The sequence below is a fragment of the bacterium genome (assembly GCA_019695305.1).
Classification (GTDB): domain Bacteria; phylum UBA10199; class UBA10199; order UBA10199; family JAIBAG01; genus JAIBAG01.
In genome coordinates this window covers 1-20047 of the sequence record JAIBAG010000010.1, presented here as the reverse complement: position 1 = coordinate 20047, position 20047 = coordinate 1, and the positions used below count along the sequence as shown (strand labels likewise).

The window sequence follows — 20047 nt, the reverse complement described above, 5'->3', positions numbered from 1 at the left end:
ACTCTATTTAAAAGCTTTGCGTTTTGTAGCAAGGTGCAGTGCTCCCATAACTAGTATCACCAACATGATAGTATTTAATGAAGGGGGTGATGAGTTTTGTTCTAGCGAACACCCGCCTGCTGAAGAACTGCCGGTACTATCATCTCCACTATCTGCATCTTCGGTAGCGCAAACACTATCGCAGCCATCATCATTAGTTGCATTGCCATCATCGCATTCTTCTCCGGTGTCGATGATATCGTCGCCGCAGGATGCCTCTATACAAGTGGTACGGCAAGCGTTTGCCATAGTGTCGCTATTAGCCCCCGCATTGTCGCATTCTTCAACGCCTGTTTGTATAAACCCATCACCGCAGCTTGCTGCTACACAAGTGTTCAAACAAGTATCGGTATTGTCGTCATTGCCGTCATCGCACTCTTCAGCCCCTGTTTGTGTAAAGCCGTCACCGCAGCTTGCTGTTTCACAAGTGTTTAAACAAGTATCGGTATTGTCATCATTGCCGTCATCGCAGCTTTCATCAGTTTCTAAAACGCCATTGCCACAATTAGGGAAATTAAGACTTTGGCCAAATATTTCAATTTCACCGTCAACTAATGTTCCCGTATTATCGTCTCCGCTCCATACTACTAAGTATTGATTGAGCGTAATATTGAATGCAATAGATTGTGTATATGTTGCATCATAATTAGCATCTCCGTCGGGACCCATATCACTTATACGGAAATCATTATCTCCTATTTCGTCACCGTTGGTATTTAAACGTTGGCCAAATATTTCATATTCCTCATCAACCATGCCGCCGTTATTATCTTCGGCTGCCCAGGTAACAAGATATTCATCATCTAAACTGTTAAAGTAAGCATTGGGACTAAGTGCTAAATAGTTATTAGAGCTATCGGGACCTACATCACTAATTTTAAAGTCATTATCACCAATTTCATTACCATCGGCATCTAGCAGTTGACCGTAAATTTCATACTCGTCATCAGTTACGTCGTCGCGCTCGTCATCTCCATACCATACAACGAGATATTCATTATCCGTTTGATTGTAGGTAACATTAGGATAAAAAGCCTGAAAGGCTGTATCTGTATCCAGCTCGCCCATATCACTAATCCGAAAATCATTGGTGCCAATCTCATTGCCATCGGTATCTAAGCGTTGGCCAAATATTTCATAGGCTTCCTGGACCAATGCTCCGGTATTGTCGTCTCCTGACCATACAACCAGGTACTCATTATCGGTGTTATTATAAGTCACGCGAGGATCTCCAAATGGGGCGTGATTTGTGGTTCCGTTTGTACCCATGTCGCTAATGCGAAAATCGTTGGTGCCAATTTCATTACCATCGGTGTCTAGGCGCTGTCCAAATACTTCAACTTCGTTATTCACAAGAGGGGCCGTATCATCTTCACCGGTCCATACAACTAAATATTCGTTATTGGTTGAATTATAGCTTGCATGTGCCCCACTAGAAGCAAAATAGTTGCCATCACCATCGGGACCCATAGTACTTATTTTAAAATCGTTAGTGCCAATTTCATTGCCGTCCGCATCTAAGCGTTGTCCAAAAATTTCTGGTTCTCCATCAATAAGGCTTCCGGTATTGTCCTCGCCATTCCATACAACTAAGTATTCGTTATCGGTTGAATTATAGACTATTGTGGGTTGATTTTTTTGTGTCCCGCCTTGTACATCATAATCAACATCACCATTTGGCCCCATATCGCTAATACGAAAATCACTTCCAATTTCGTTTCCGTTACCGTCTAAGCGTTGGCCAAATACTTCATGCTCACCTACAACTAAAGGGGCTGTGTTATCATCGCCTACCCAAATGACAATGTATTCATTGTCTGTAGAATTATAAGCAATAGAGGGGGCCATGGCTGTAATGCCAGCAACACCATTTGTGCCCATATCGCTGATGCGAAAATCGTTGGTTCCCACCTCATCCGCAAAAGCTGTGGTCACAAATGTAAAGGATAAAAGGAAGAGGGTACATAAACGAGTACATAATTTCATTGGGGCTCCTGTTGTAATTTTTTTAATTTATAGAAACCTGTTTAAAGAATTTTTCTAAAATTGCTAAGGCATATTCTAAACCGCAAGGTTCATGAGGTTGTGAGAGCAAAGCGTACTGCCGATTTGGGGTATAGCCTCGCTTTTCTGTAGGAAAAAATTCACTTCCTCCATCCAAAATAAGTGTTCCTGCAGGTTCAACAAAATAACCCGCAGCTATGCCTTGAAATGTTGCTTTGCGTCCTGCTTCGCGAAAAAAATGTGATGGCGCTATGGCGTGTTGGTTATTTCTCCCATCTGGGTTAATAATATATAAACGGAGTACCGATGTGTTATCTCTCAATATAACTCGCGCCAAATGATATTTAGGTTTTAAAACGGCATACGAGGTGTTGGGGTTATATTGCGTGAATACTTCTAATTTTTCACCATCTACCACTATTGTTGTTTTAAAAGGAAAAATATCGTCAACCGTTTCTTTTATGATGTTTGGGGAAAATGTTAATTGATCTAAAGAATCAAGTAAGCCTTGGTGTTCGGTGCTGGTTAATAGCCCCAGTGCAGCATGATGGAGATTGTTTAAGATCTCTTCATGGCTTGGGTCTTCTGCGGGTTGAGGAAGCGTTTTATGTTGATCTACTGCAAACGGTACAACAAAACTTGTAGCACCTTCCTCGGGTTCGGTTAATAAATCTAAAAACCATGCGTAGAAAATAGCGCGTTCTGCCTCAGGCATGGCCATAATTTCTTCTTTAGAATAACCCTTTTTTGAATAAATTTTTGTGCTAAAGACTTCACGTAATTCTACAGCATCGACTTTTTTATCGGGGTCTGTGACATCCGTATTTTCTGCCGTATTATCATCATCGCCAGCACTCATGGAAATGCCTGCATCACTGTCATCGTCATTTTCTTGGCTTGGAGTTTTAGGAATAACTATAGGGCTCAGTTTTTTGTTGGGGTCTGCACTTGGTTCGGCCGGGTCTACCACAGTAGGGGTAGGGCGACTTTCTAAGTATTGTTCTTCGTATGGCGAAAAACCAAGTTCGGTTGTTGTGGTAAAATCATCGTCTGCAGTTTTTTCTTCAGGGCATGTGCCTAAATCAAATATTTCATCGGTATCATGGTTATAAGTGGTGGTGCGTGGTATGGGTTTAAAGCCACCGCTTATTTGAAAAGACCAGGAAGGTTTACGATATAAATTATAACATTCTGAAGGATTTGTTTCACAACGCAGGCCATTGGCCACAAGCACACTTAATCCTAAAGCGCTTACTGCAGTTCGAACAGGAGGGATAGCAATGACGTCTTTTGCTAGTTCTCTGGCAGCAGGAACAACAACAGGTGGTACAGGAGACGGTGCAAAAGCACTTAATGGTTTGGGATATGCGGGAGCATCAGAAAGTGGAGGTGTATCACAAACATCCTCCATGTTAGTGGTATCGGGCCAGCTGGTTTCATTTAAATATAAATTTACTAAATTACTTTCCATAATATTCACAAAAAAATTGCGATGGGGAAGGGGCAACTTCCCCATCGCGGGTATTAATGGATCTGTGTCTGGGCATGACAGATCCATGGAAGGGGTACTGCGAAGCTTTTAAAAAGCTACTTTCTTGGCGTACAACGAATTAGCCGTTGAGCCGTTACCTAATTGACCGCTGGTATTTTGGCCCCAGCAATAAACATCACTTACGCCATTATTATTGGTGTAGGCGCAGGCATGGGCAAAACCCAATGAAACCTCAACTGCATTTGATAAATTTGTTTGAGCATCTGTTTTTACTGCGGAGGGTACAAACTGCACGGCTTCGCTTGAAACGCCATTTCCCATACGGCCAACAATTTGCGAGCCCCAACATTTAACTTCTCCATCGGTGGTAACAGCACAGCTAAATTTTTCTCCGCAATCCACCATGGTGGCATTACTGATGCCGGCTACTTTTACGGCCATGATTTGATCGGTTTTTGTGTTGTCTCCTAGCTGGCTATTGTCGTTAGTGCCCCAGCAATAAACAGAACCAACATTATCGCCAGGGATATCATCGTCTACTACGGAACATACGTGAAAACTGCTGGCGGCTACGTAAAAAGCTTTTTCAAGGGGTGTTTTTGTTATGCTATCAAGTACAAAACGGGATTGAGGATAATGAACAGCGTCACTATAGGTATCGTTGCCATTCACAGGAGCATCGCTTGATTCTGTTCCCCAACATTCTATTTTATTATCCAAACGAACAAGGCAGGTATTCATGTTGGTCCCGGCAACCATGAGCCCCATATAATTGGGCATAACGCAGCTTTGATTACATGTATTGGCACATTCGGGATTGGGCAGATTAACACCGGGACCATGATAACCTAAAACGGCAACAGCATAATTTTTATTAGTACCACTATCATTGTTGCCAAGTTCCCAATTGCTGGCATTGCCCCAACATTCTACAGCGCCATTGTGTAATACTGCGCAGTTGTGATTTTTACCTGCTCCAAGTTGTAAAATATCGGTTAATTCTATGTTTTGTGTGATGCCATTATTTTCAAATGAATAAACAACTGGTTTGGCGGTATCGGCGTTAATAAATTTTTTGCCGTTATAGAGAGTGTTTTTAAAACCATTGCCGTTATTGCCATAGGCATCATATCCCCAGCAGCGTCCGTGGCCGTTAGAAGTGACTGCGCACGTGTGAGAAAAACCGGCTGTTATTGAAACATAAGATTCGCTATTGTCGTAAAGTGGAACAAGGCGGGGGCGTGCAGAATAACTTTGTGTATAGGAAGAGTCGCCTAAAGACATAAAATCATTTTTGCCCCAGCAACTGGCAACACCATCATCTTTAATAAAACAGCTATGAGCATTTCCAACGCTAATCCGGTTTTGAAATTGGTCGCTTAAATTTTGAGCCGTAAAAAAGCCAGTATCATCAGCATAAGCGCCTGTTGTACTCACTAAAGAGAAGAAGGCAAGAAAAAGGACAAATTTATGTTGCATAGCTTATATACAATTTTCTTAAGTAAATTAACGACTTATATAAAAATCGTCCAAATAACTTAATTATGAGACGGTATTGTCGCATTAACCAATTAATTACTTATCGTCAAGATCAAAAATAAGTTGCTTGGATAATTTATTTATTGAAGTTTAAATGATAAATATATGATATTTCTTGTTTTTTTTATTGAGATTTATGGAAAACAAAGTAAAATCATAGAAATATATCAATAAACTGTATGGCTAAAACAAAAAATCCAAAACTTGAAGCAGAGCGTAAAAAGAGCATTATGGAGGCGGTTTACCGCTTTTTAAGCCATAGGCCAGTATCAGAATTAACCCTAGAAAAGATATCGGTGGAAGCTAAGCTTAGTAAGGGGCTTCTCAATTACTATTTTAAAAGTAAAGACCGCCTCATTAAAGAAACCATGAAGTTTGTGATGGACCGTGAAAAGGCCAAGTTTTTAAACTTGATGAATAAAGATATCCCGCCGCCGCAAAAAATTTTGGAAGTGTTTAATGTGGCGCTGCCTTCTCGCAAAGAAATTGAAAACCTTACCATGTTTTTAATGGAAGTATGGTCGTACAATAAAAATAATCCCGATAACTCCCAAAACCTTATCGATAACTACGCTGAATATGGCGATGTGTGTAAAAAGTTTGTGGAAAAAGAAGGGGCTTCTATCAAGCTTGATAAAGAAGATCTCGAAATTTTACCGATGATACTTTATTGTTTGATGGATGGCATTAGTTTGCGCATTTCGCTCGATCCTAAACTTGATGTGGATGGTATTAGGTCGCAGCTTCTGGGCTTTTTCTTTAAGCATTTTCAAAAGTATTTAACTGCCTAGTAGTAGCAATTAAGAAGCAAGTTTCTTATTCTTAATATGTCGATATAAAACAATAATTCCGTAAAAAGCATAATAATAAAGAACAAGTTGGATAACAACGCTGCATGTTGAAACTATATCATTGTGATTATTTATAAAAGAATCGAGCCATTTTGAGTGAATTAGTGATTGTAGTCCCATCATTAAAAAAAGAGCGGGCATGTAAATAATAAAACAATCAACAGATATGATATCCAGCCCTGCTATATTGTAACGGATAATGGTGTAAATATTTTGAATGATGAATAAGAAAAATACTAAGAGCAAAGCTTGATACTTCAAGCGATCCATTAAAAAATTTTGCCTTTTAAAATAAAAATAGAGGGCTGCCAAAAATCCTGAGCAAAAAAGAAAGTCTACGAGTATTAATGAAGTGTTTGTTGAAAAAATAAGAGGAAAGCCAGTGGATATACCACTGCAACCTGATGGCAATGTTAAAAATAAAAGGTTGAGCATAAACAAAATAAAATAGCGGAATTTAATTTTTGCATCGGTTGTTTTCATAAAAATGTCATTGGGTGTATCCGGTTTTAAATATCATGATTCATCAGATATATAACTATTTTTATCTCTCTCATCCATGGGAGGCAGGGTGCCGTTCTTGATGTGCTTCCAGGCTTTAAAATAGCTTTTACTAAAAATAAAAACAAAAAACACGAGGCAGAAATAAATAAAAAGAGTTAAGGCTGCAGAATCTTTATTAAGAAATTCAATCAAGCTGAATCCGCAAGTAAGGCCACAAATAAATTGCCAGGTTCTGTTTTTGGCAGTGGGATGGCCTTTAAGAGTATAATATGCCAACGCCACAGGGTCTGATGACCAGTTTTGTGTAAAGCCTATATTTTTACCTTTAAAGTAAACTATTTTTGAACGTCTGGGGCCAAAGTTTTCGTCTCTTAATAAAAAAATTTTCTCATCTGTTGCCTGATGAGGATCTCTATTTTTTGAAAATATCGAAAAATAGAGTACGCCAATAAAAGACAAAAGAGAAATGCTGCCCATTGTTATGTGGTAATAATTCATACTTAGCGCGTTCTTAACGAACACCCCCCAACAGAGCCGGAAGAGGCGGGGTCTGTGGTTTCGTTGTTGCCGGTATCCGATCCTTCCTGATTATCTGTGTTGTTAGGAGTTTGAGGTTGTGTGTTGTCATGCGATTCGGTTGTGCTATCTGCACCTTCTTCGGTAACCCCAGTTTGTTCTATTTCAATGGGTTGTTCAATGGCTATTTCGGTTTTCTCGTTATGAAATTCTGATGGTTCGCTGAGTGGCGTTGGGTCAGGATTCATTTCTGTTGTTGGATTGTTAGTTTCTTCTATTGTTGATTCCGGGGCAGCTGTGGGGGTATTTTGTTCTGGTGCTGGAATTTCATCTATTACAGGTATTGGTGTTTCATTTGGCTCTTCTACTGGCAACGGCAATGTTATGGTGAGACTTTGACAAGTGTCACAATTTAAAACAGAGCTTAAAAGAGTCCAGTAGCTGCCACTTGTCAGTTCGCAAGTGTAAATTACAAAGGTACTTTCAGTCGATAAATTTTGTGGTGTATAGGGCATGGGGTAAAAATTATCGGGCTCATTTTGGGCTTGGATGTTTAGCTCTTCGCAGGGTGTGGGGGCTTCTGACGAGTCGGACACGTCAGACGAGTCAGATGGGTTTGAGTTGTCTGACGGAACCGGATCCGGTGTTGGAGTAGCCTCGGGCGTTGGTGTCGGTTCTGGCGTTGGAGTAGGCTCTGGCTCTGGTTGCGGTGTAGGTTCTGGTGTTATTACCGGTGTTGGTTCGGGAGTTGGAGTAGGTTCTGGTGTTGGTGCTACGCACTCTCCATTTACAAAATTAGTGCCGCTTACACAGCTTTTAATGCAATTATTACATTGCATATTGGGTCCTAATCCTGCTGTGCCATCGCATTGTTCGCTGGTTTGATTGATAACGCTGTCGCCACAATAGGGATTGCGCACACAAGTGCTGCCTTCCATATGATAATTGCTGGCGCAGGTTATTTGGCAGGATGTGCAAAGCTGATTAGAGCCTAAGCGTGTGATTGTTGTTTCACACTGTTCGGGAGCTGTTACAATACGATCACCACATGTAGGAGTAGCACAAGCGAGAGGGTATGCTGATGTTTGAATTTTTCCTGGAGCACAGGTTTCGGTACAACTCGTTGTGCACGTATAGTTTGAATTTGTAAGTCCGCTTGTACCATCACATTCTTCAAAATCCTGATTCACACTTCCATCGCCACAATACGGGCAGGTAATACCGTCGTCTATATTTCCATCGCAGTCATCATCAATGCCATTGCATGTTTCGATAGGGACATCGCCGCATAATCCGCAGGCATTGGCGTCGGCTTTATCGCAAAAGGTAATAACTTCAAAACCCATAAGCCCTGCTGAGCCAGCAAGGTACTCAGGTGATCCATCATCATTTAAATCGGCTTTGCTGAGTGTTGTTTTAATATTTGCTTTATAGTTTGCAAAATTTTCTCCCATGTAAATCCACTCATAACTTTTTGGAGATGCTTGCTCATATTGGGATATACCCTGGCCAGAGCCTAACAATAAATCGAGTAAGCCATCGTTATCGACATCGGTAATAACAGGAGTAATGTCTCCACTAAAGTTGTATGTTACAGGTGGCGCTTTTGCAGAAAAATAAAAGGGATCGTCGTTTGATTGCTCGTAAAAATATATGGTTCCATCATTTGTGCCAACGATCATATCGATTAATTTATTATTGTCGATATCAGCAAAGGTGATGGCTGCATTAGTGCCCTCTAATTCAGTTATGTTAAGGATTTCTTGGTAATCAAAAATTGTTGTGCCCAATGAGCTTTGCTTAAAACGATTGAGGCCTACAAATAAATCGAGCAATTTATCGTTGTCTAAGTCGGTTATGGCAAGACGATTGTTTCCATAGTCAAGCCCGTTAAAATAGGAATCGACTAATTGTAATGAATCCCAGTCCAGTCCACTATTGTTGTGATGTGAGATTCCCCAGTTTGTGCCAGAAAGATAATCGTTTGTACCGTTCTCCTCAATGTCGGTAGAAATTGTGTGCCGAGCGCCAATAACGTTAGTTTGATCTAATACAGTATTAAGTACGCCATAAGTTATTTCAAACTTATTGCATCCTTCATCAATGCCGCCGTTGCAGTTGTTATCCAATTGATCGTTACAAATTTCTGGCTGATTGGGATTCAGTTGATTGTTTTGATCATTACAATCACCTGTTTGAAGTGTCGGCGTTTTTTTTACGCTACCATGTGGTTGGTTACATGTTGTTATCCCATCAGTTGAATAAAAACCATCGCCGTCTGCATCAGTATAAAAAGGTCCGTTATCGTGACAATAAGCAATTTCGTTTTCGGTGGGATATTGACCACCTGCCTTAACGTTTACAATGTAGGGTCTAAAATTGGGAGCTGTTAATGTAAACGACCAATTTTTGGAGGTCTCAATGTCGGACAGGCTTACGCTAAGTGAGGGGGCTCTGTTATTAATATTAACCGGGCCGCTTGTAGCTAAAACCTTGCTGTTTTGAGTAATGCTTAAAAAAGTATTCTGCGCCACAACTCCCGGAGTAATGGTAAGTATATTATTATTGATGGATGCACTGACTCTAAAAAGTCTGGGGCGGCTTGTGAGCATGTCTAGTGTGGGATCTCCCAACAGATAATAGGTAAACGTGGAACGCAGTTTTACGCTATTCGACCCGATCAGATTCTGCTTGGCATATAGCAAGGCATCACCCAAATATTTCTTTTTGCCGGCAGATATCGATGTGTTCATGTCATCCCAATAATAATCAATAAGCCCGTTTAAAAGTGAGTTGTTAATACTGGAAGCGTTAGAGCGACTGCTGGCAATAATACTCGCTGCACCACCTTTAGGATTCAGTAGAAGTGTTTCAGCTAAACTTTCTTTATCGGGTAAGTTGTAATAGCTTGATTCGTTATCAAAACGTCCGGTTAGGCATGCTAAGCTGAAAATAACAGGCAGCATGTCCTCTTCTTTGTCGTTAGAATCAACATTGCCGTTTAATAGTTTATTGGCGTCTACGTTGTAAAAATCTTGTGCGCTCCAAACCGAGCCTCCTCCGTGATCGCGATATACGTATAAAAAGAGCCCCGCGTTTATTTCACTGGCTACGTCTTGTCTATCAGCCTCCCAGTTAAAGCCTATGTTTTGATTGTTTTCCCATACGGGCTGTAAGTAATCGGGCAATGGAGTTCCGTTTTCGTATTTAAGAATAATGCCGGGGTGTAGGGTTTTGCTATAAGTGTAGAGGCGTGTAACGTCATAATTATTTTGGGTAAAGAGGGTATAAATTTGTTCCAAAATTTTAATGTAGGGTTTTGAATCGATCCCATTGGTATTATTGTCTTCAAAGTAACCAGCCAGGGTTGTGTTTTGGTAATAAGTGGTAACGGATGATGGAGTTTTTTCGTAATCAATAATTTTATCGACGACGGTGTTGGCTTCATCCAAGGTGTCTACCGATATTCGTCCTACGGCTAATTGTGGAGCTTGTGTGTTATCGCTATCTAATCGTGAATAGGGGTGATCGGTAGCAATCTTCTTTTGAACAACACTATCAGAGACTTCGGTTTCAACCGATTCTTCTTCGCAGTCTCCAGGAATATTCGGATTGCAGGGGTTATCTAAAAAGAAAGTTGGAATAAATTCCGAATCGCCCATCAGTAAAACATACTTAATACTGCTAGACTGAGCGCTTGATTGTATAAACGATTTGATATCGCTGGTGCTTGAACCTGTTTGATTGAGTGAAAAAACTTGTGTGTTAATTCCTTTTTGATTTTTCCACAAAGCCAGTTTTTGGGCTGCGTCCAAAAATTGAGGATGGGAGATAATTAAAAAACTGGTGTTTGTGTTTAATACAGGGGCTGCAATAGATTGTGACGAAATGAGTAGAGCTATAAGGACCAATGTTATCTTTATCCGCATCATTCTGGAGAGAGATGCAAATAACATGCCCAGTTGGATAATTTATAAGCAATTGATTTATAATTACATTTTAAGGTATCGCTTGTCACAAACGTCAAAATAAATATATATGTTCTCAAAATGAAAATATCCGACTTAAAACATTATGGTGTGGCTATGAGTGATGCGGAAAGCTATTGGCCCAAAGAGCTAAAAAAGAAGATGCGCTCCAAAGGCAAGGCCATTGTGATGCAGGGGCTTAAAGGGTTTGAGAAATTCAAGTTTGTTATTGAGCTTATTCGGGCTACTCGTTTTGCTAAAAAAATAGATTTATCACCGGCGTTAAAAAACGGTTTAAACAATCCCACTTTTTTAAAAACTCAAACCGAGTATCTTACCCTGTTTAGAGCTTTAAGCCGCACGGTAGGAACCGAGCGAGCGATTGTTATTTGTAAAAAAATTATGGATGAAACCGCGCGCGAAGCGCTGTTGTTATGTTTTCCAGAAATAGAAACTGTCAAAAAATTTGAGGATCCGTTAAAAGTTTTTAGCGAGTATTTTGAGGTAGGAGCCAACGCCAACATAAAAGCGGGCTGTTTTAAAATGCATTTTGCAGAGAAGACAGATAACGCAATTGAGTTTCATGTAAACTGGTGTGCGTGGCTTGAGCTTGCGCGTGTTTTTGAAATTCCCGAGGGTTGTATCCCCAATTGTTATTCGGATGATTTGGCTTTTCCCGAATATTTTAAAGAGTTGGGTATAAAATATACACGCACGCAAACATTGGCCATTAATCAAAAGCCCTGTAATTTTAGATTTGAAAGGATAGAGGTGTGAAATGAACGTTAACTTTAAAAAAATTATTTTTCCTATTGTAGTGTTGCTAGCTGTAGCTTGTGGCCCTAATGAAGAAGAACAATATAGACAAAAATTATTATTAGAAATTGAAAGCTATACCTCGCAAGCAACTCAAACGATTGCCGCTATCGAAAAATTGCCGCCTGTTTCATCGGGGTTAACCAGTACTATTCCAACTGGAATGCAGACGTATGATAGCTTTTCGTTAACTGCCGGCCGCTGGAGAGGAAACACAGCGAATGCCATTGTGGTGTCTACATTAAATGGCAAATTGTTGCCGCTGGCTGATGCTTTAAGTGAAAGAAATGTATCGGATTGGTTGATTTCTGCTGGTGCCACTAGTTTGGCCAAGCCATTAAATGCTCAATCGTCGCAAGTGGATATTTTGGATAAGCATGACGACTTAAATGCTCTGGCTACTTTGCAATATGCTGTGTTGGTGGATGTTTCTGCAACAATACGTCCACAAGTAATCAGCGAAAAAGAATATACAAAAGGCAGCATCAGCTCACAGGTTTCGGTTTACGATATTAAGGCCGGTAAGTGGGTGGCCAGTTTTCAATTTAATATATCCAGCAACGACGAGATGAAATACAATTTTGGGGGTTACAACCAAGATTACAAAGGAACCGATACAGTGAAAATGCAACGGCAAGTGATGGCCGATTTGGCGATAAAATTTGAAAGCGAATTGGTGAAGGTGTTGCAAAAATGAGCTGTTAAATTTTGGCATGTTCATGAGTCTATGGAACATAATCCTTATTTTCGACGATATTTAGGAGTATAGTCCTGGTATTGAAAAGGGCGGAGAAGAAAATATCTTTTTATATGGTATTTCTCAGTCGGCCGGTTACAAATTTATGCAAAACACTGGCAATGAGGGTTTGGTAGGGCAAGCCTTCTTCGGCGGCTCTGCGTTTTAGTAGTTTTAAATCGGGGGCGGAGAGGCGGATGTTGATACGCGTATCTTTGGTAAGATAGTTATCTGCTGCTTTAACAGCCATATCCATTTCTTTGGATGCGTTTTTTGTTTTTTTGAGTTTACCCTTGTAAAAGGCATCTAAAACATTTTTTTCATCATCATTATTTTTTGTATTCATGATTTCCTCCCGGGTTTTAAATACTCTTTTGTGGCCTTGCGACTGGGATAAATGGTTTTTAAAAAAATCTTGTGTTCTGTTCTTACAAAGGGAACCAGGCAAACATAGCCATTAACATCCACCACATATATTTTCTGGCCAGGATATTGAGTTTGATTGTGATGCTCCAGCACATCCATTAAATGGCCTTCCGATATCAATAAAATAATTTCCTCAAAACTGATCCCGCGTTCCTCCTTGAGAAAAGCATTCTTTTCAGGATCAAATTCAAATTCAAGCGCTTCTTGCATGTCTAAATTTAGTACATTGTATGCCTATTAGCAACACACATTTATTCACAACTCCTCTCACTTTAAAAAGAACTTTCTACCCAACAAGGGGTATGTATACACCCAGCCCCCCCCTCGTATTATCATAAAAGCTAATCATTAGAAGTGCTTATAAAATTGCCCCGTTGGCATATTTATTGCTTTAACTCAACTCTGTTACGCAACATTGGGGGTAAATAAATTGCATTATGTTCAAAACTTTTTGGGCATGAGGGGCGATTGCATAAAAGGCATTTTTTACGGGAAAGGTCCCGCATTAACAATTGAAGGAGATTTATATGATAAAGCACGTTGCCAATGTGTTGGCTATTAGCATGATGTTAATTTCACCGGTGAGTTATGCGGGGAAGGGGAGTACAGGTGTTTTAGAAGAAAATAAAGCTCAGATCGATGCTGCCGTTCAAAATACGCAGCAGGCGCTTGAAAAAATGAATTCTGATATGGTGACGGTAAGAACAGAGGAAAAAGATGGTGGTACCATAATATATTTGGTTCCCAAAGATCAGGAAAACCTTTGTTTGTTTAATGAGCTTTATTTTGATGGCGCTTGCCGTGATAGCGCTTTTTTTCAGACGCTCATGACTCAAGGTAAAAAAAGTAGAGCGGTTGGTAATATTAATCAGTTAGCGAATGATGATACTGTTGTAATTGAAGAAAGTGAAAGTATCAATCGTACTGACGATGCAGGGTATAAGCTGGAAAAAAAGCTAACTTACTGGACTATTTCTAAAACAAAACAGGCGGCAAACGATGGTAGCTGGCCTCAAAAAAATGGGTATAAAGTACTTAGTAAAACGGAATCTGTTTGGGGTTATAAGCCGCAAAAGGAATCGGATACTAAAACTGTTGTTACAGAATATGCTGTAGAAACTGTTGCAGGAGTTACTTCTAATAGCGCGGGCGTAAATCGCAATGGTATTGTTGGAAAAAATGTCAGTATTCCTTCGAGTTATAAGTGGGTGGTTAAAGCAATAACCGTTGCGGAAGAAAACCTTGAGCCTGTTACAGATGGTAATGGACTGATTCATACTAACAAAAAAACTTATACTTTGGATATAACAAAGCCTGTGGGAAAGAATGTAAGTTCCACAAAACCAGTTAAGGAAGGTTATGAAGTGTTAGAAAAGTACGTTACCGAAAATGCGCAAAAAGCTGTTTATAACGGCAAAGCTGAAAATGAACAAGGTAACTTGGTGCAGATTTTTGCCCCGGTACATTTTTTGAAGACAATCGAAACACGATGGGTGCCGAAGGTAGCAAAGGCAAATGTTGGCGTATCGGGTGACAAATATTCTAAAACAACAACAACCGAAAAATTCAAACTTTATTTCGCACGGGATATAGGACTTGTGGAAGAATACAGAAACAATCCAGATTTAGCAGAATTATTTAAAAATGCCGACGATAGTAATGCGCAAGACAGAAGATCCAATGTATCAGGTTATGAGGTGCCAGGCACTGTTTGTACGGATGTTGTTTGTATTGATGGTGAATGTTCTGCCGAAACAATTGTTGGTGAGATAAACCAACCTTGTGGGCCGATTTCTCAAATGGTTGATAATAAGGATATGGGAGAAGGTATAAATGAAGAAGATGCCGAGGCCAGTTGTTTGGAAATGGCCATGCAATTAGGAATGGCCACTAATGCTGAGGGTGGCACAGCTTGGACTGTAGGGAATATTCTAACAGGAGGGGCACTTGACGGTGCCTATGAGATGTACAAATATTTCTCATCAAATCCACGGGCCGAAGAACAAGCCAGAATTGAAGTCAGACCCGAAAGAGTTGCCGTAAGGACTGAAGCCGCCGTGCGTGTTGATGCCAAGGATGGACAGGGAAATGTGGTGCAATTTACCATTCAAGCTACCTTTACAGGGGGGAGCTCAGGAGGTGCAGTCATAGGTGGTCAAGTTGCTGGTGATGTAGTTGCGAGCTCTAATGGAGAGCTAACTGTGGTTTCAGGTGGAAGTTCTAGTTATATCAATGCGTACGGAGAAGAGTTTGAGCAGGCCCGTGTAACCTATAATTTGTTGCCCAGTTCTGCTTCGTCACCTGCTGAGGTTAATTCATTTTTACCAGAAGGATATAATTATATACCTGGCACTTGGAATGATGCTGGTTACACTACTTTTGTTACCGACATAAATAATGAGTTTTCTGACTCTGGCAAGACCCAAACTCGTAAAGATGGGTATCGTAATAGTGAAACGGGTCATCTTCAAAGTTCTCCTGATTCGGCTAATACTGGTGGCGGTAATAAACCAGGCGGTGCTAAATTTAGCGGTGATGAAGGGTTGGCAAAAGCATACAGTGATCAGTGCCGCTCAAATGGGGAAGATAGTGATATTGGATTTGTAACCACAGGCGGGAATATAGCCCCTGCGCAAAATACAACCCAAGAACTACATTAAATACATACATGATAATTCTATCATAAAGCGGGGCTACGGCCCTGCTTTATGATTTTGAGCTACTGCTATAATATCAACAACACCCGCGCCTTGTAGTGTATTGGGATATTTTTTAATTGGATGTGCTGTAGTTGCTATAATGGTTCGTAGTTGTTGTGAGCTTAAGTGAGGGTTCTTTTCAAGCGCCAATGCCAAGGCAGCACTTACAAAAGGGGCGCTGTAGGATGTGCCTGAATCGGCATCAAACACGGTTCTGTTATTATCGTAAAGGGGTACCTGATGCCCGTGTGCTGCTACTGTTGGTGGCCACGCTTCATTTCCATTCAATGCCAATGGCCAAATGCCATCATCAGTATAATTAAGCGGTGTATTGTTATTCCCAGAAGCTGTAACAGAGATGACATGCCGGCTTTGCGTTAGCGGGTTATAAAAACAATAATCTAAATCACGATAAACTGTTTTGTTATTTCCATAAGCAATCACTATATTTTTATTTGTTTGGGCAAGTTTTTTCGTGATAAGTTGATATTCGGTTAAAGCTGTCTGATAGTTTTTATCATGCTCAAGTTCATTTGTTTCTTGTTGGCACAAAGAAGTAAACTCTTCTCTGTAATTATCATTTTTATCATTAAGTTTTTTGGAAAGAAACATGCCGGGTGCAGGGTTGAGCGATATATTGATAATATGATTTTGTGATTCAAGTTGTCGCTCAAGTGAAGATTTAATAGCTTGCAATAATTGAGTAACAGTGTCGGTTACATTTTCTTCCGCTTCATAATGAATATATTCTTTTGTAACATTTGCGTCTGGAGCCAAGCCGTCAGGGCCATTGATGATGTTTTGTACGTGGCTTGCATGATTATCATCCGTCTCAATTAATACAATATTTACCCCTTTGCCGGTTTCAGAAATTTTATCTCTAATAGTTGCTGCCGTACTGTTGCCTTGAGCCCATGTTAAAAGATTCTTAAACGATTGCGTTGCTTTACCAACATGGCTTACCAAATAGTCTCGGCTGGTTTTAAAAGCTGCGGGTAAATAAACATCGTTATTATCGGTGAGTTCCTCTTTTAATTTTTTTTTGTCTAATTTATCATTATAAACGGTCAGTTTTCCTTCGAGTTTATCTTCGGCTGATTCTTGCTTTCTTACAGTCAGCTGAGGTGATGATGGGGGCGGAGTGTGCGCAGGTGTATTGTTATCGTTATTATTCCACAATGACGATACACAGCTGGCTACTTGTAATAATAAACCAAAAATAGTGGCCCCCTGCTATTCAACACTCTCCAAATCCCCACAATAAATCTGATACGAATCTACCAATCTTTGAACCGCAGTTTCAAAATTATCTACTTGTGTCGTACTCGCCAGTTTCTTCGGTAGGACATTCGCACATACCATAAAGAGAATTGTATGCATCCATGTAGCGTTTATAATTCGCTTCCCGTATGCTCCAAACATCATAGCCGTGATGCAATGAAATTTCCCAACCCGAATACCAGCTGGCCGATAATTCGCAATACGTTCTTAAATCATCATTATTGTTTATGGCATCACTCATAGCGTCACAGCCATATTCCTCCCGTATTCCGCAAGAACGAGTGAGAGTTTTATCTATAAAGCCAATCCATGATAGCTTATAGGGATCATTTATTGTTACAAGTGCCTAATTGGTCGCTATTGAGTACCGGACCTACCTCTACTTGATTTCCTTCAACATTTGTTCGCATCGTGCCATCCAATAATTTGGCTCTGGATAGAAATATTTTAAAATTGGAGGGGATGAAGCGTGACTCGCCATCAATAGTTACTTGTTGGGTCCAATTATTTTGTGTGCCAAACGTTCCGCGCCATTTGGGATTGCTCAATGTGCCTTCTTTTAGAGGCTGTCCTAAATTTTCTCTGCAGGAGTACGTTGATTGGGTATCTAAACTGGAAGCGGTATTATCGATTGTGATACGATCTGGAATGAAAATGTTAGTAACGTTATCTGCCGTTACTTCGTAGTCGGTATAAGGATTTGCTACAATGGGCATTGTAATGTTTAAATCAATTTGAAGTTTTGAAATAACAGGTTTTCCGTTTTCATCCCATTTGTCTACATGCGCCCGCATTTCATCTTGTTTGCCGTCGCCATCAATGTCGGCTTGGTAAACGATGTATCTGTTGTCGGCCCGAACAAAATTTGCAGTTATGGATGGTAATTTCATAAACACTCCTCTTTAAGAAAGTTAAGCTACTAAGAGTATTATCGGGTTTATCATAAAAAAGTTGCTTGGATAATTTATTATTTGATTCTTTGTCTTGCTAGGCAAAAAATGCGCGATTCTTAATTTGATATATTTGTTTTGGCACCCATCCCCGTTTATATTAAATAAAAGTGTTTAAATTCAATTACTTATAAGTTATCCAGCGCGTCAAATATTGGCATGTCTCTTGCTTAAATATATCTCTAATGATGAAAAAGGGCGCTATAAAAGCTTGTGCGGCAATATTACTTATTCTGGGTTTGCAGATATCCTGTGGAGGGGCTACTGGTTCTGGGGTGGGGACGGGCAGTTTAATTGAAGGGGCACCCGTGGATATTCCTATCCCCATTGCCAAGGGTGAAGTGGTTGTTGATAAAGACTCGTTTGAATTTGAAGAAGAAGAAAGTGGCGGCAATATTGGAACTGTTACCGGCAGTTTTATCGATACTACGGCCACCGAAAAGGTAGCCTTTATTTATAACGGCGAACTGCAAAGCACGCAAACGGTGACGGGCACTTTTAATTTTACCGTGCCTGAGGAATTGGAAGATGTACCTGTTGCGGTTACTACTTGTACCAATAGCTCTTGTAGTGTTGTAACCGAACCTGTTTATTTTGTGGTAGGTGCGTATGATCCCATTATGGGTGAGCGCCCGTTTTCTGTTTTTATCACCAATAGCAATGCCTCTACATCGGATACTACACGCGCTTACACCATCTCATCCGGGAAAATAACGCGCTTTAATAACAAGGTTTATATGTCGGGTGTGGATAGCGATAATAACCCGGTATTAGTTTCGGTGAATAACGATGGATCGTTTAATGAAGATGTTATTAGTTTAGAAAATCAACTTACTCATCTTTCGACTATCGATGGCTTTTTAGTGGGGCTCGATAGTGTAACCCAGGAAATTGTTTTAGTAGCCGAAGATGGAACCACTCAAACGCTTAGTACCGGCACCATTTTCCCTGATAACCGTATTTTAGAAGCAAGTCCCGATGGTGATTATCTGGCATCGATTATTTATGCCGATGAAAACAATCCGGTTAATTTAAAAGTAATTCTTGTTAACGTAGCAACCCTCGAGGATTACTCGTTTACACTTAGTGGAGATAATATAACGAATATCGAACTTTCGTGGTTAGTAGATGGCGCTCTTTATTACTCCGCCGAAAAAGAAAACGGCGATCATGTGTTTGGTATTATTAGCTTAAATACCCCAGGCGATATTACCGATCTTACGGTTAGCGAAAGTGTAAACGATGTTTTTACCAACTATGCCGAGCACGATATCCAGGAAGATGCGGAGTTTGAATATGTTTTTTCGAGTTACTCGTGGTTTTACGAATGTACCATTGCCTCTTCTGGTAATACGGGCTTATGCGCTATTCATCTCGATAGCGACTATATTGGCTTTTATGACGACATTGAAATACTGGCCGGTAATTTTAACGTAGTGAGTTTTGATATTAACACGGCCGAAACCTATATTGTGGTAGAACTAGATCCTGGTGATGGTGCCGAGCATTTAATAGGTTTAATCCCGCTAGATTCAAGCTATCAAAACGAAATTATTTATTTTGGACCGGGTAGTAAACCCGAATTTTCGGAAGAAGAAGATGCTTTTTATTACGTGCTCCCGGTTAATGGCTACAATCAGCTGGGATATATCAATGTAGACGACTATTTACTGCCTTCTTTTGGTGATCTTGTTTATAACAACAGTTCAATTTTTTACACCGAGATTTATAATCAAATTCCCTTTGGCGCGGTAAGTATGGATTTAAGTAATGATGCCAATATTGTGGGAACGTTCCGTCATTTTCCAGAAAACACCGTGCAAATATGTTTGGAATGTGTGCACTTTATTGATGGCGATTTTGCATCGCCTCACGAAGTGGGTTGCGTAGATGCCACCGATAACGAAATTACACTGAATAACGACGTTTTTTTAGAAGCTAATAATTTCTACAGCGATTGTGTTGATCCTACTTTTGTAGATAGTGACCATGGCCCAACGGCTTTTAGGGCCAAGTTTACTTTGGATGATGATACGGTTGTTTATTCAACCAAAAGCATGATTAACATGACTGTTACCAACTATTAAAATTACCTATCGTATTTGTGGGAGGCTTTTTTGTTGGTAGTAGATGTGTTAATAATTTCTTTTTCTACAGCGTTATTGGTAGAGCTCGAAATGTCAGCCGGAGAAACGTAAACTTCCTTGCCCATAATGCGGGGCGTAA

Annotated in this window: 16 protein-coding genes; 5 read left to right on the top strand and 11 right to left on the bottom strand. The window is 40.2% G+C overall.

Annotation, left to right across the window (positions count from 1 at the left end):
* Positions 1 to 3: 3 nt before the first annotated feature.
* The 3 genes from K1X76_06245 to K1X76_06235 all read right to left on the bottom strand — a co-directional run bounded on the left by K1X76_06245 (position 4) and on the right by K1X76_06235 (position 5014).
* On the bottom strand, positions 4 to 2025 hold the full coding sequence (locus K1X76_06245) for a DUF4215 domain-containing protein (GenBank protein ID MBX7148669.1): 2022 nt from the start codon (positions 2023 to 2025) through the stop codon (positions 4 to 6).
* Positions 2026 to 2047: 22 nt separating this feature from the next.
* Positions 2048 to 3514, bottom strand: a complete 1467-nt coding sequence (locus K1X76_06240; GenBank protein MBX7148668.1) for a hypothetical protein — start codon at positions 3512 to 3514, stop codon at positions 2048 to 2050.
* Between the two features lie 108 nt (positions 3515 to 3622).
* Positions 3623 to 5014, bottom strand: a complete 1392-nt coding sequence (locus K1X76_06235; GenBank protein MBX7148667.1) for a hypothetical protein — start codon at positions 5012 to 5014, stop codon at positions 3623 to 3625.
* Between the two features lie 239 nt (positions 5015 to 5253).
* On the opposite strand from K1X76_06235, the gene K1X76_06230 reads away from it, so the two are divergent.
* Complete coding sequence (locus tag K1X76_06230) at positions 5254 to 5865, top strand: TetR/AcrR family transcriptional regulator (GenBank protein ID MBX7148666.1); 612 nt, start codon at positions 5254 to 5256, stop codon at positions 5863 to 5865.
* Between the two features lie 9 nt (positions 5866 to 5874).
* Here the strand turns inward: K1X76_06230 and K1X76_06225 are convergent, their stop codons facing one another.
* The 3 genes from K1X76_06225 to K1X76_06215 are packed head-to-tail and all read right to left on the bottom strand — an operon-like array spanning position 5875 to position 10901.
* Entirely contained in the window at positions 5875 to 6408 is a 534-nt protein-coding gene (locus K1X76_06225) for a hypothetical protein (protein MBX7148665.1), read from the bottom strand.
* 33 nt (positions 6409 to 6441) lie between these two features.
* Positions 6442 to 6927 (bottom strand): hypothetical protein, encoded by a 486-nt coding sequence (locus tag K1X76_06220; GenBank protein MBX7148664.1) that lies wholly within the window; start codon positions 6925 to 6927, stop codon positions 6442 to 6444.
* Between the two features lie 2 nt (positions 6928 to 6929).
* The gene (locus K1X76_06215) at positions 6930 to 10901 is read right to left on the bottom strand and encodes an FG-GAP-like repeat-containing protein (GenBank protein ID MBX7148663.1); all 3972 of its coding nucleotides are present in this window, start codon (positions 10899 to 10901) and stop codon (positions 6930 to 6932) included.
* 129 nt (positions 10902 to 11030) lie between these two features.
* On the opposite strand from K1X76_06215, the gene K1X76_06210 reads away from it, so the two are divergent.
* The gene (locus tag K1X76_06210) at positions 11031 to 11690 is read left to right on the top strand and encodes an L-2-amino-thiazoline-4-carboxylic acid hydrolase (GenBank protein MBX7148662.1); all 660 of its coding nucleotides are present in this window, start codon (positions 11031 to 11033) and stop codon (positions 11688 to 11690) included.
* A 1-nt stretch (position 11691) separates the two neighbouring features.
* Positions 11692 to 12426 (top strand): hypothetical protein, encoded by a 735-nt coding sequence (locus K1X76_06205; protein ID MBX7148661.1) that lies wholly within the window; start codon positions 11692 to 11694, stop codon positions 12424 to 12426.
* Positions 12427 to 12535: 109 nt separating this feature from the next.
* Here the strand turns inward: K1X76_06205 and K1X76_06200 are convergent, their stop codons facing one another.
* Together K1X76_06200 and K1X76_06195 are read right to left on the bottom strand one after the other, a co-directional pair.
* Complete coding sequence (locus K1X76_06200) at positions 12536 to 12811, bottom strand: antitoxin (protein ID MBX7148660.1); 276 nt, start codon at positions 12809 to 12811, stop codon at positions 12536 to 12538.
* Entirely contained in the window at positions 12808 to 13101 is a 294-nt protein-coding gene (locus K1X76_06195) for a DUF4258 domain-containing protein (protein ID MBX7148659.1), read from the bottom strand. Before K1X76_06195 ends, K1X76_06200 begins: the two co-directional genes overlap by 4 nt.
* Positions 13102 to 13403: 302 nt before the next feature.
* Between K1X76_06195 and K1X76_06190 the strand changes: the two genes are divergently transcribed.
* Positions 13404 to 15551 carry a hypothetical protein gene (locus K1X76_06190; protein MBX7148658.1) on the top strand — a complete coding sequence of 716 codons (2148 nt, stop codon included), beginning with the start codon at positions 13404 to 13406 and terminating at the stop codon, positions 15549 to 15551.
* A gap of 33 nt (positions 15552 to 15584) precedes the next feature.
* Here K1X76_06190 and K1X76_06185 read toward each other — a convergent pair whose 3' ends face one another.
* From K1X76_06185 to K1X76_06175, 3 genes are all read right to left on the bottom strand, one after another.
* A complete protein-coding gene (locus tag K1X76_06185; GenBank protein MBX7148657.1) occupies positions 15585 to 16769 on the bottom strand; it encodes a S8 family serine peptidase in 1185 nt (394 codons plus the stop codon).
* 127 nt (positions 16770 to 16896) lie between these two features.
* On the bottom strand, positions 16897 to 17112 hold the full coding sequence (locus K1X76_06180; protein MBX7148656.1) for a hypothetical protein: 216 nt from the start codon (positions 17110 to 17112) through the stop codon (positions 16897 to 16899).
* Between the two features lie 85 nt (positions 17113 to 17197).
* Positions 17198 to 17761 carry a hypothetical protein gene (locus K1X76_06175; protein ID MBX7148655.1) on the bottom strand — a complete coding sequence of 188 codons (564 nt, stop codon included), beginning with the start codon at positions 17759 to 17761 and terminating at the stop codon, positions 17198 to 17200.
* A gap of 368 nt (positions 17762 to 18129) precedes the next feature.
* Between K1X76_06175 and K1X76_06170 the strand changes: the two genes are divergently transcribed.
* On the top strand, positions 18130 to 19908 hold the full coding sequence (locus K1X76_06170; GenBank protein ID MBX7148654.1) for a hypothetical protein: 1779 nt from the start codon (positions 18130 to 18132) through the stop codon (positions 19906 to 19908).
* Positions 19909 to 20047: the final 139 nt, after the last annotated feature.

Coding starts and splice junctions, on each gene's coding strand:
- K1X76_06245 (MBX7148669.1), bottom strand. CDS start 2,025: ATGAAATTATGTACTCGTTTATGTACCCTCTTCCTTTTATCCTTTACA.
- K1X76_06240 (MBX7148668.1), bottom strand. CDS start 3,514: ATGGAAAGTAATTTAGTAAATTTATATTTAAATGAAACCAGCTGGCCC.
- K1X76_06235 (MBX7148667.1), bottom strand. CDS start 5,014: ATGCAACATAAATTTGTCCTTTTTCTTGCCTTCTTCTCTTTAGTGAGT.
- K1X76_06230 (MBX7148666.1), top strand. CDS start 5,254: ATGGCTAAAACAAAAAATCCAAAACTTGAAGCAGAGCGTAAAAAGAGC.
- K1X76_06225 (MBX7148665.1), bottom strand. CDS start 6,408: ATGAAAACAACCGATGCAAAAATTAAATTCCGCTATTTTATTTTGTTT.
- K1X76_06220 (MBX7148664.1), bottom strand. CDS start 6,927: ATGAATTATTACCACATAACAATGGGCAGCATTTCTCTTTTGTCTTTT.
- K1X76_06215 (MBX7148663.1), bottom strand. CDS start 10,901: ATGTTATTTGCATCTCTCTCCAGAATGATGCGGATAAAGATAACATTG.
- K1X76_06210 (MBX7148662.1), top strand. CDS start 11,031: ATGAGTGATGCGGAAAGCTATTGGCCCAAAGAGCTAAAAAAGAAGATG.
- K1X76_06205 (MBX7148661.1), top strand. CDS start 11,692: ATGAACGTTAACTTTAAAAAAATTATTTTTCCTATTGTAGTGTTGCTA.
- K1X76_06200 (MBX7148660.1), bottom strand. CDS start 12,811: ATGAATACAAAAAATAATGATGATGAAAAAAATGTTTTAGATGCCTTT.
- K1X76_06195 (MBX7148659.1), bottom strand. CDS start 13,101: ATGCAAGAAGCGCTTGAATTTGAATTTGATCCTGAAAAGAATGCTTTT.
- K1X76_06180 (MBX7148656.1), bottom strand. CDS start 17,112: ATGAGTGATGCCATAAACAATAATGATGATTTAAGAACGTATTGCGAA.
- K1X76_06175 (MBX7148655.1), bottom strand. CDS start 17,761: ATGAAATTACCATCCATAACTGCAAATTTTGTTCGGGCCGACAACAGA.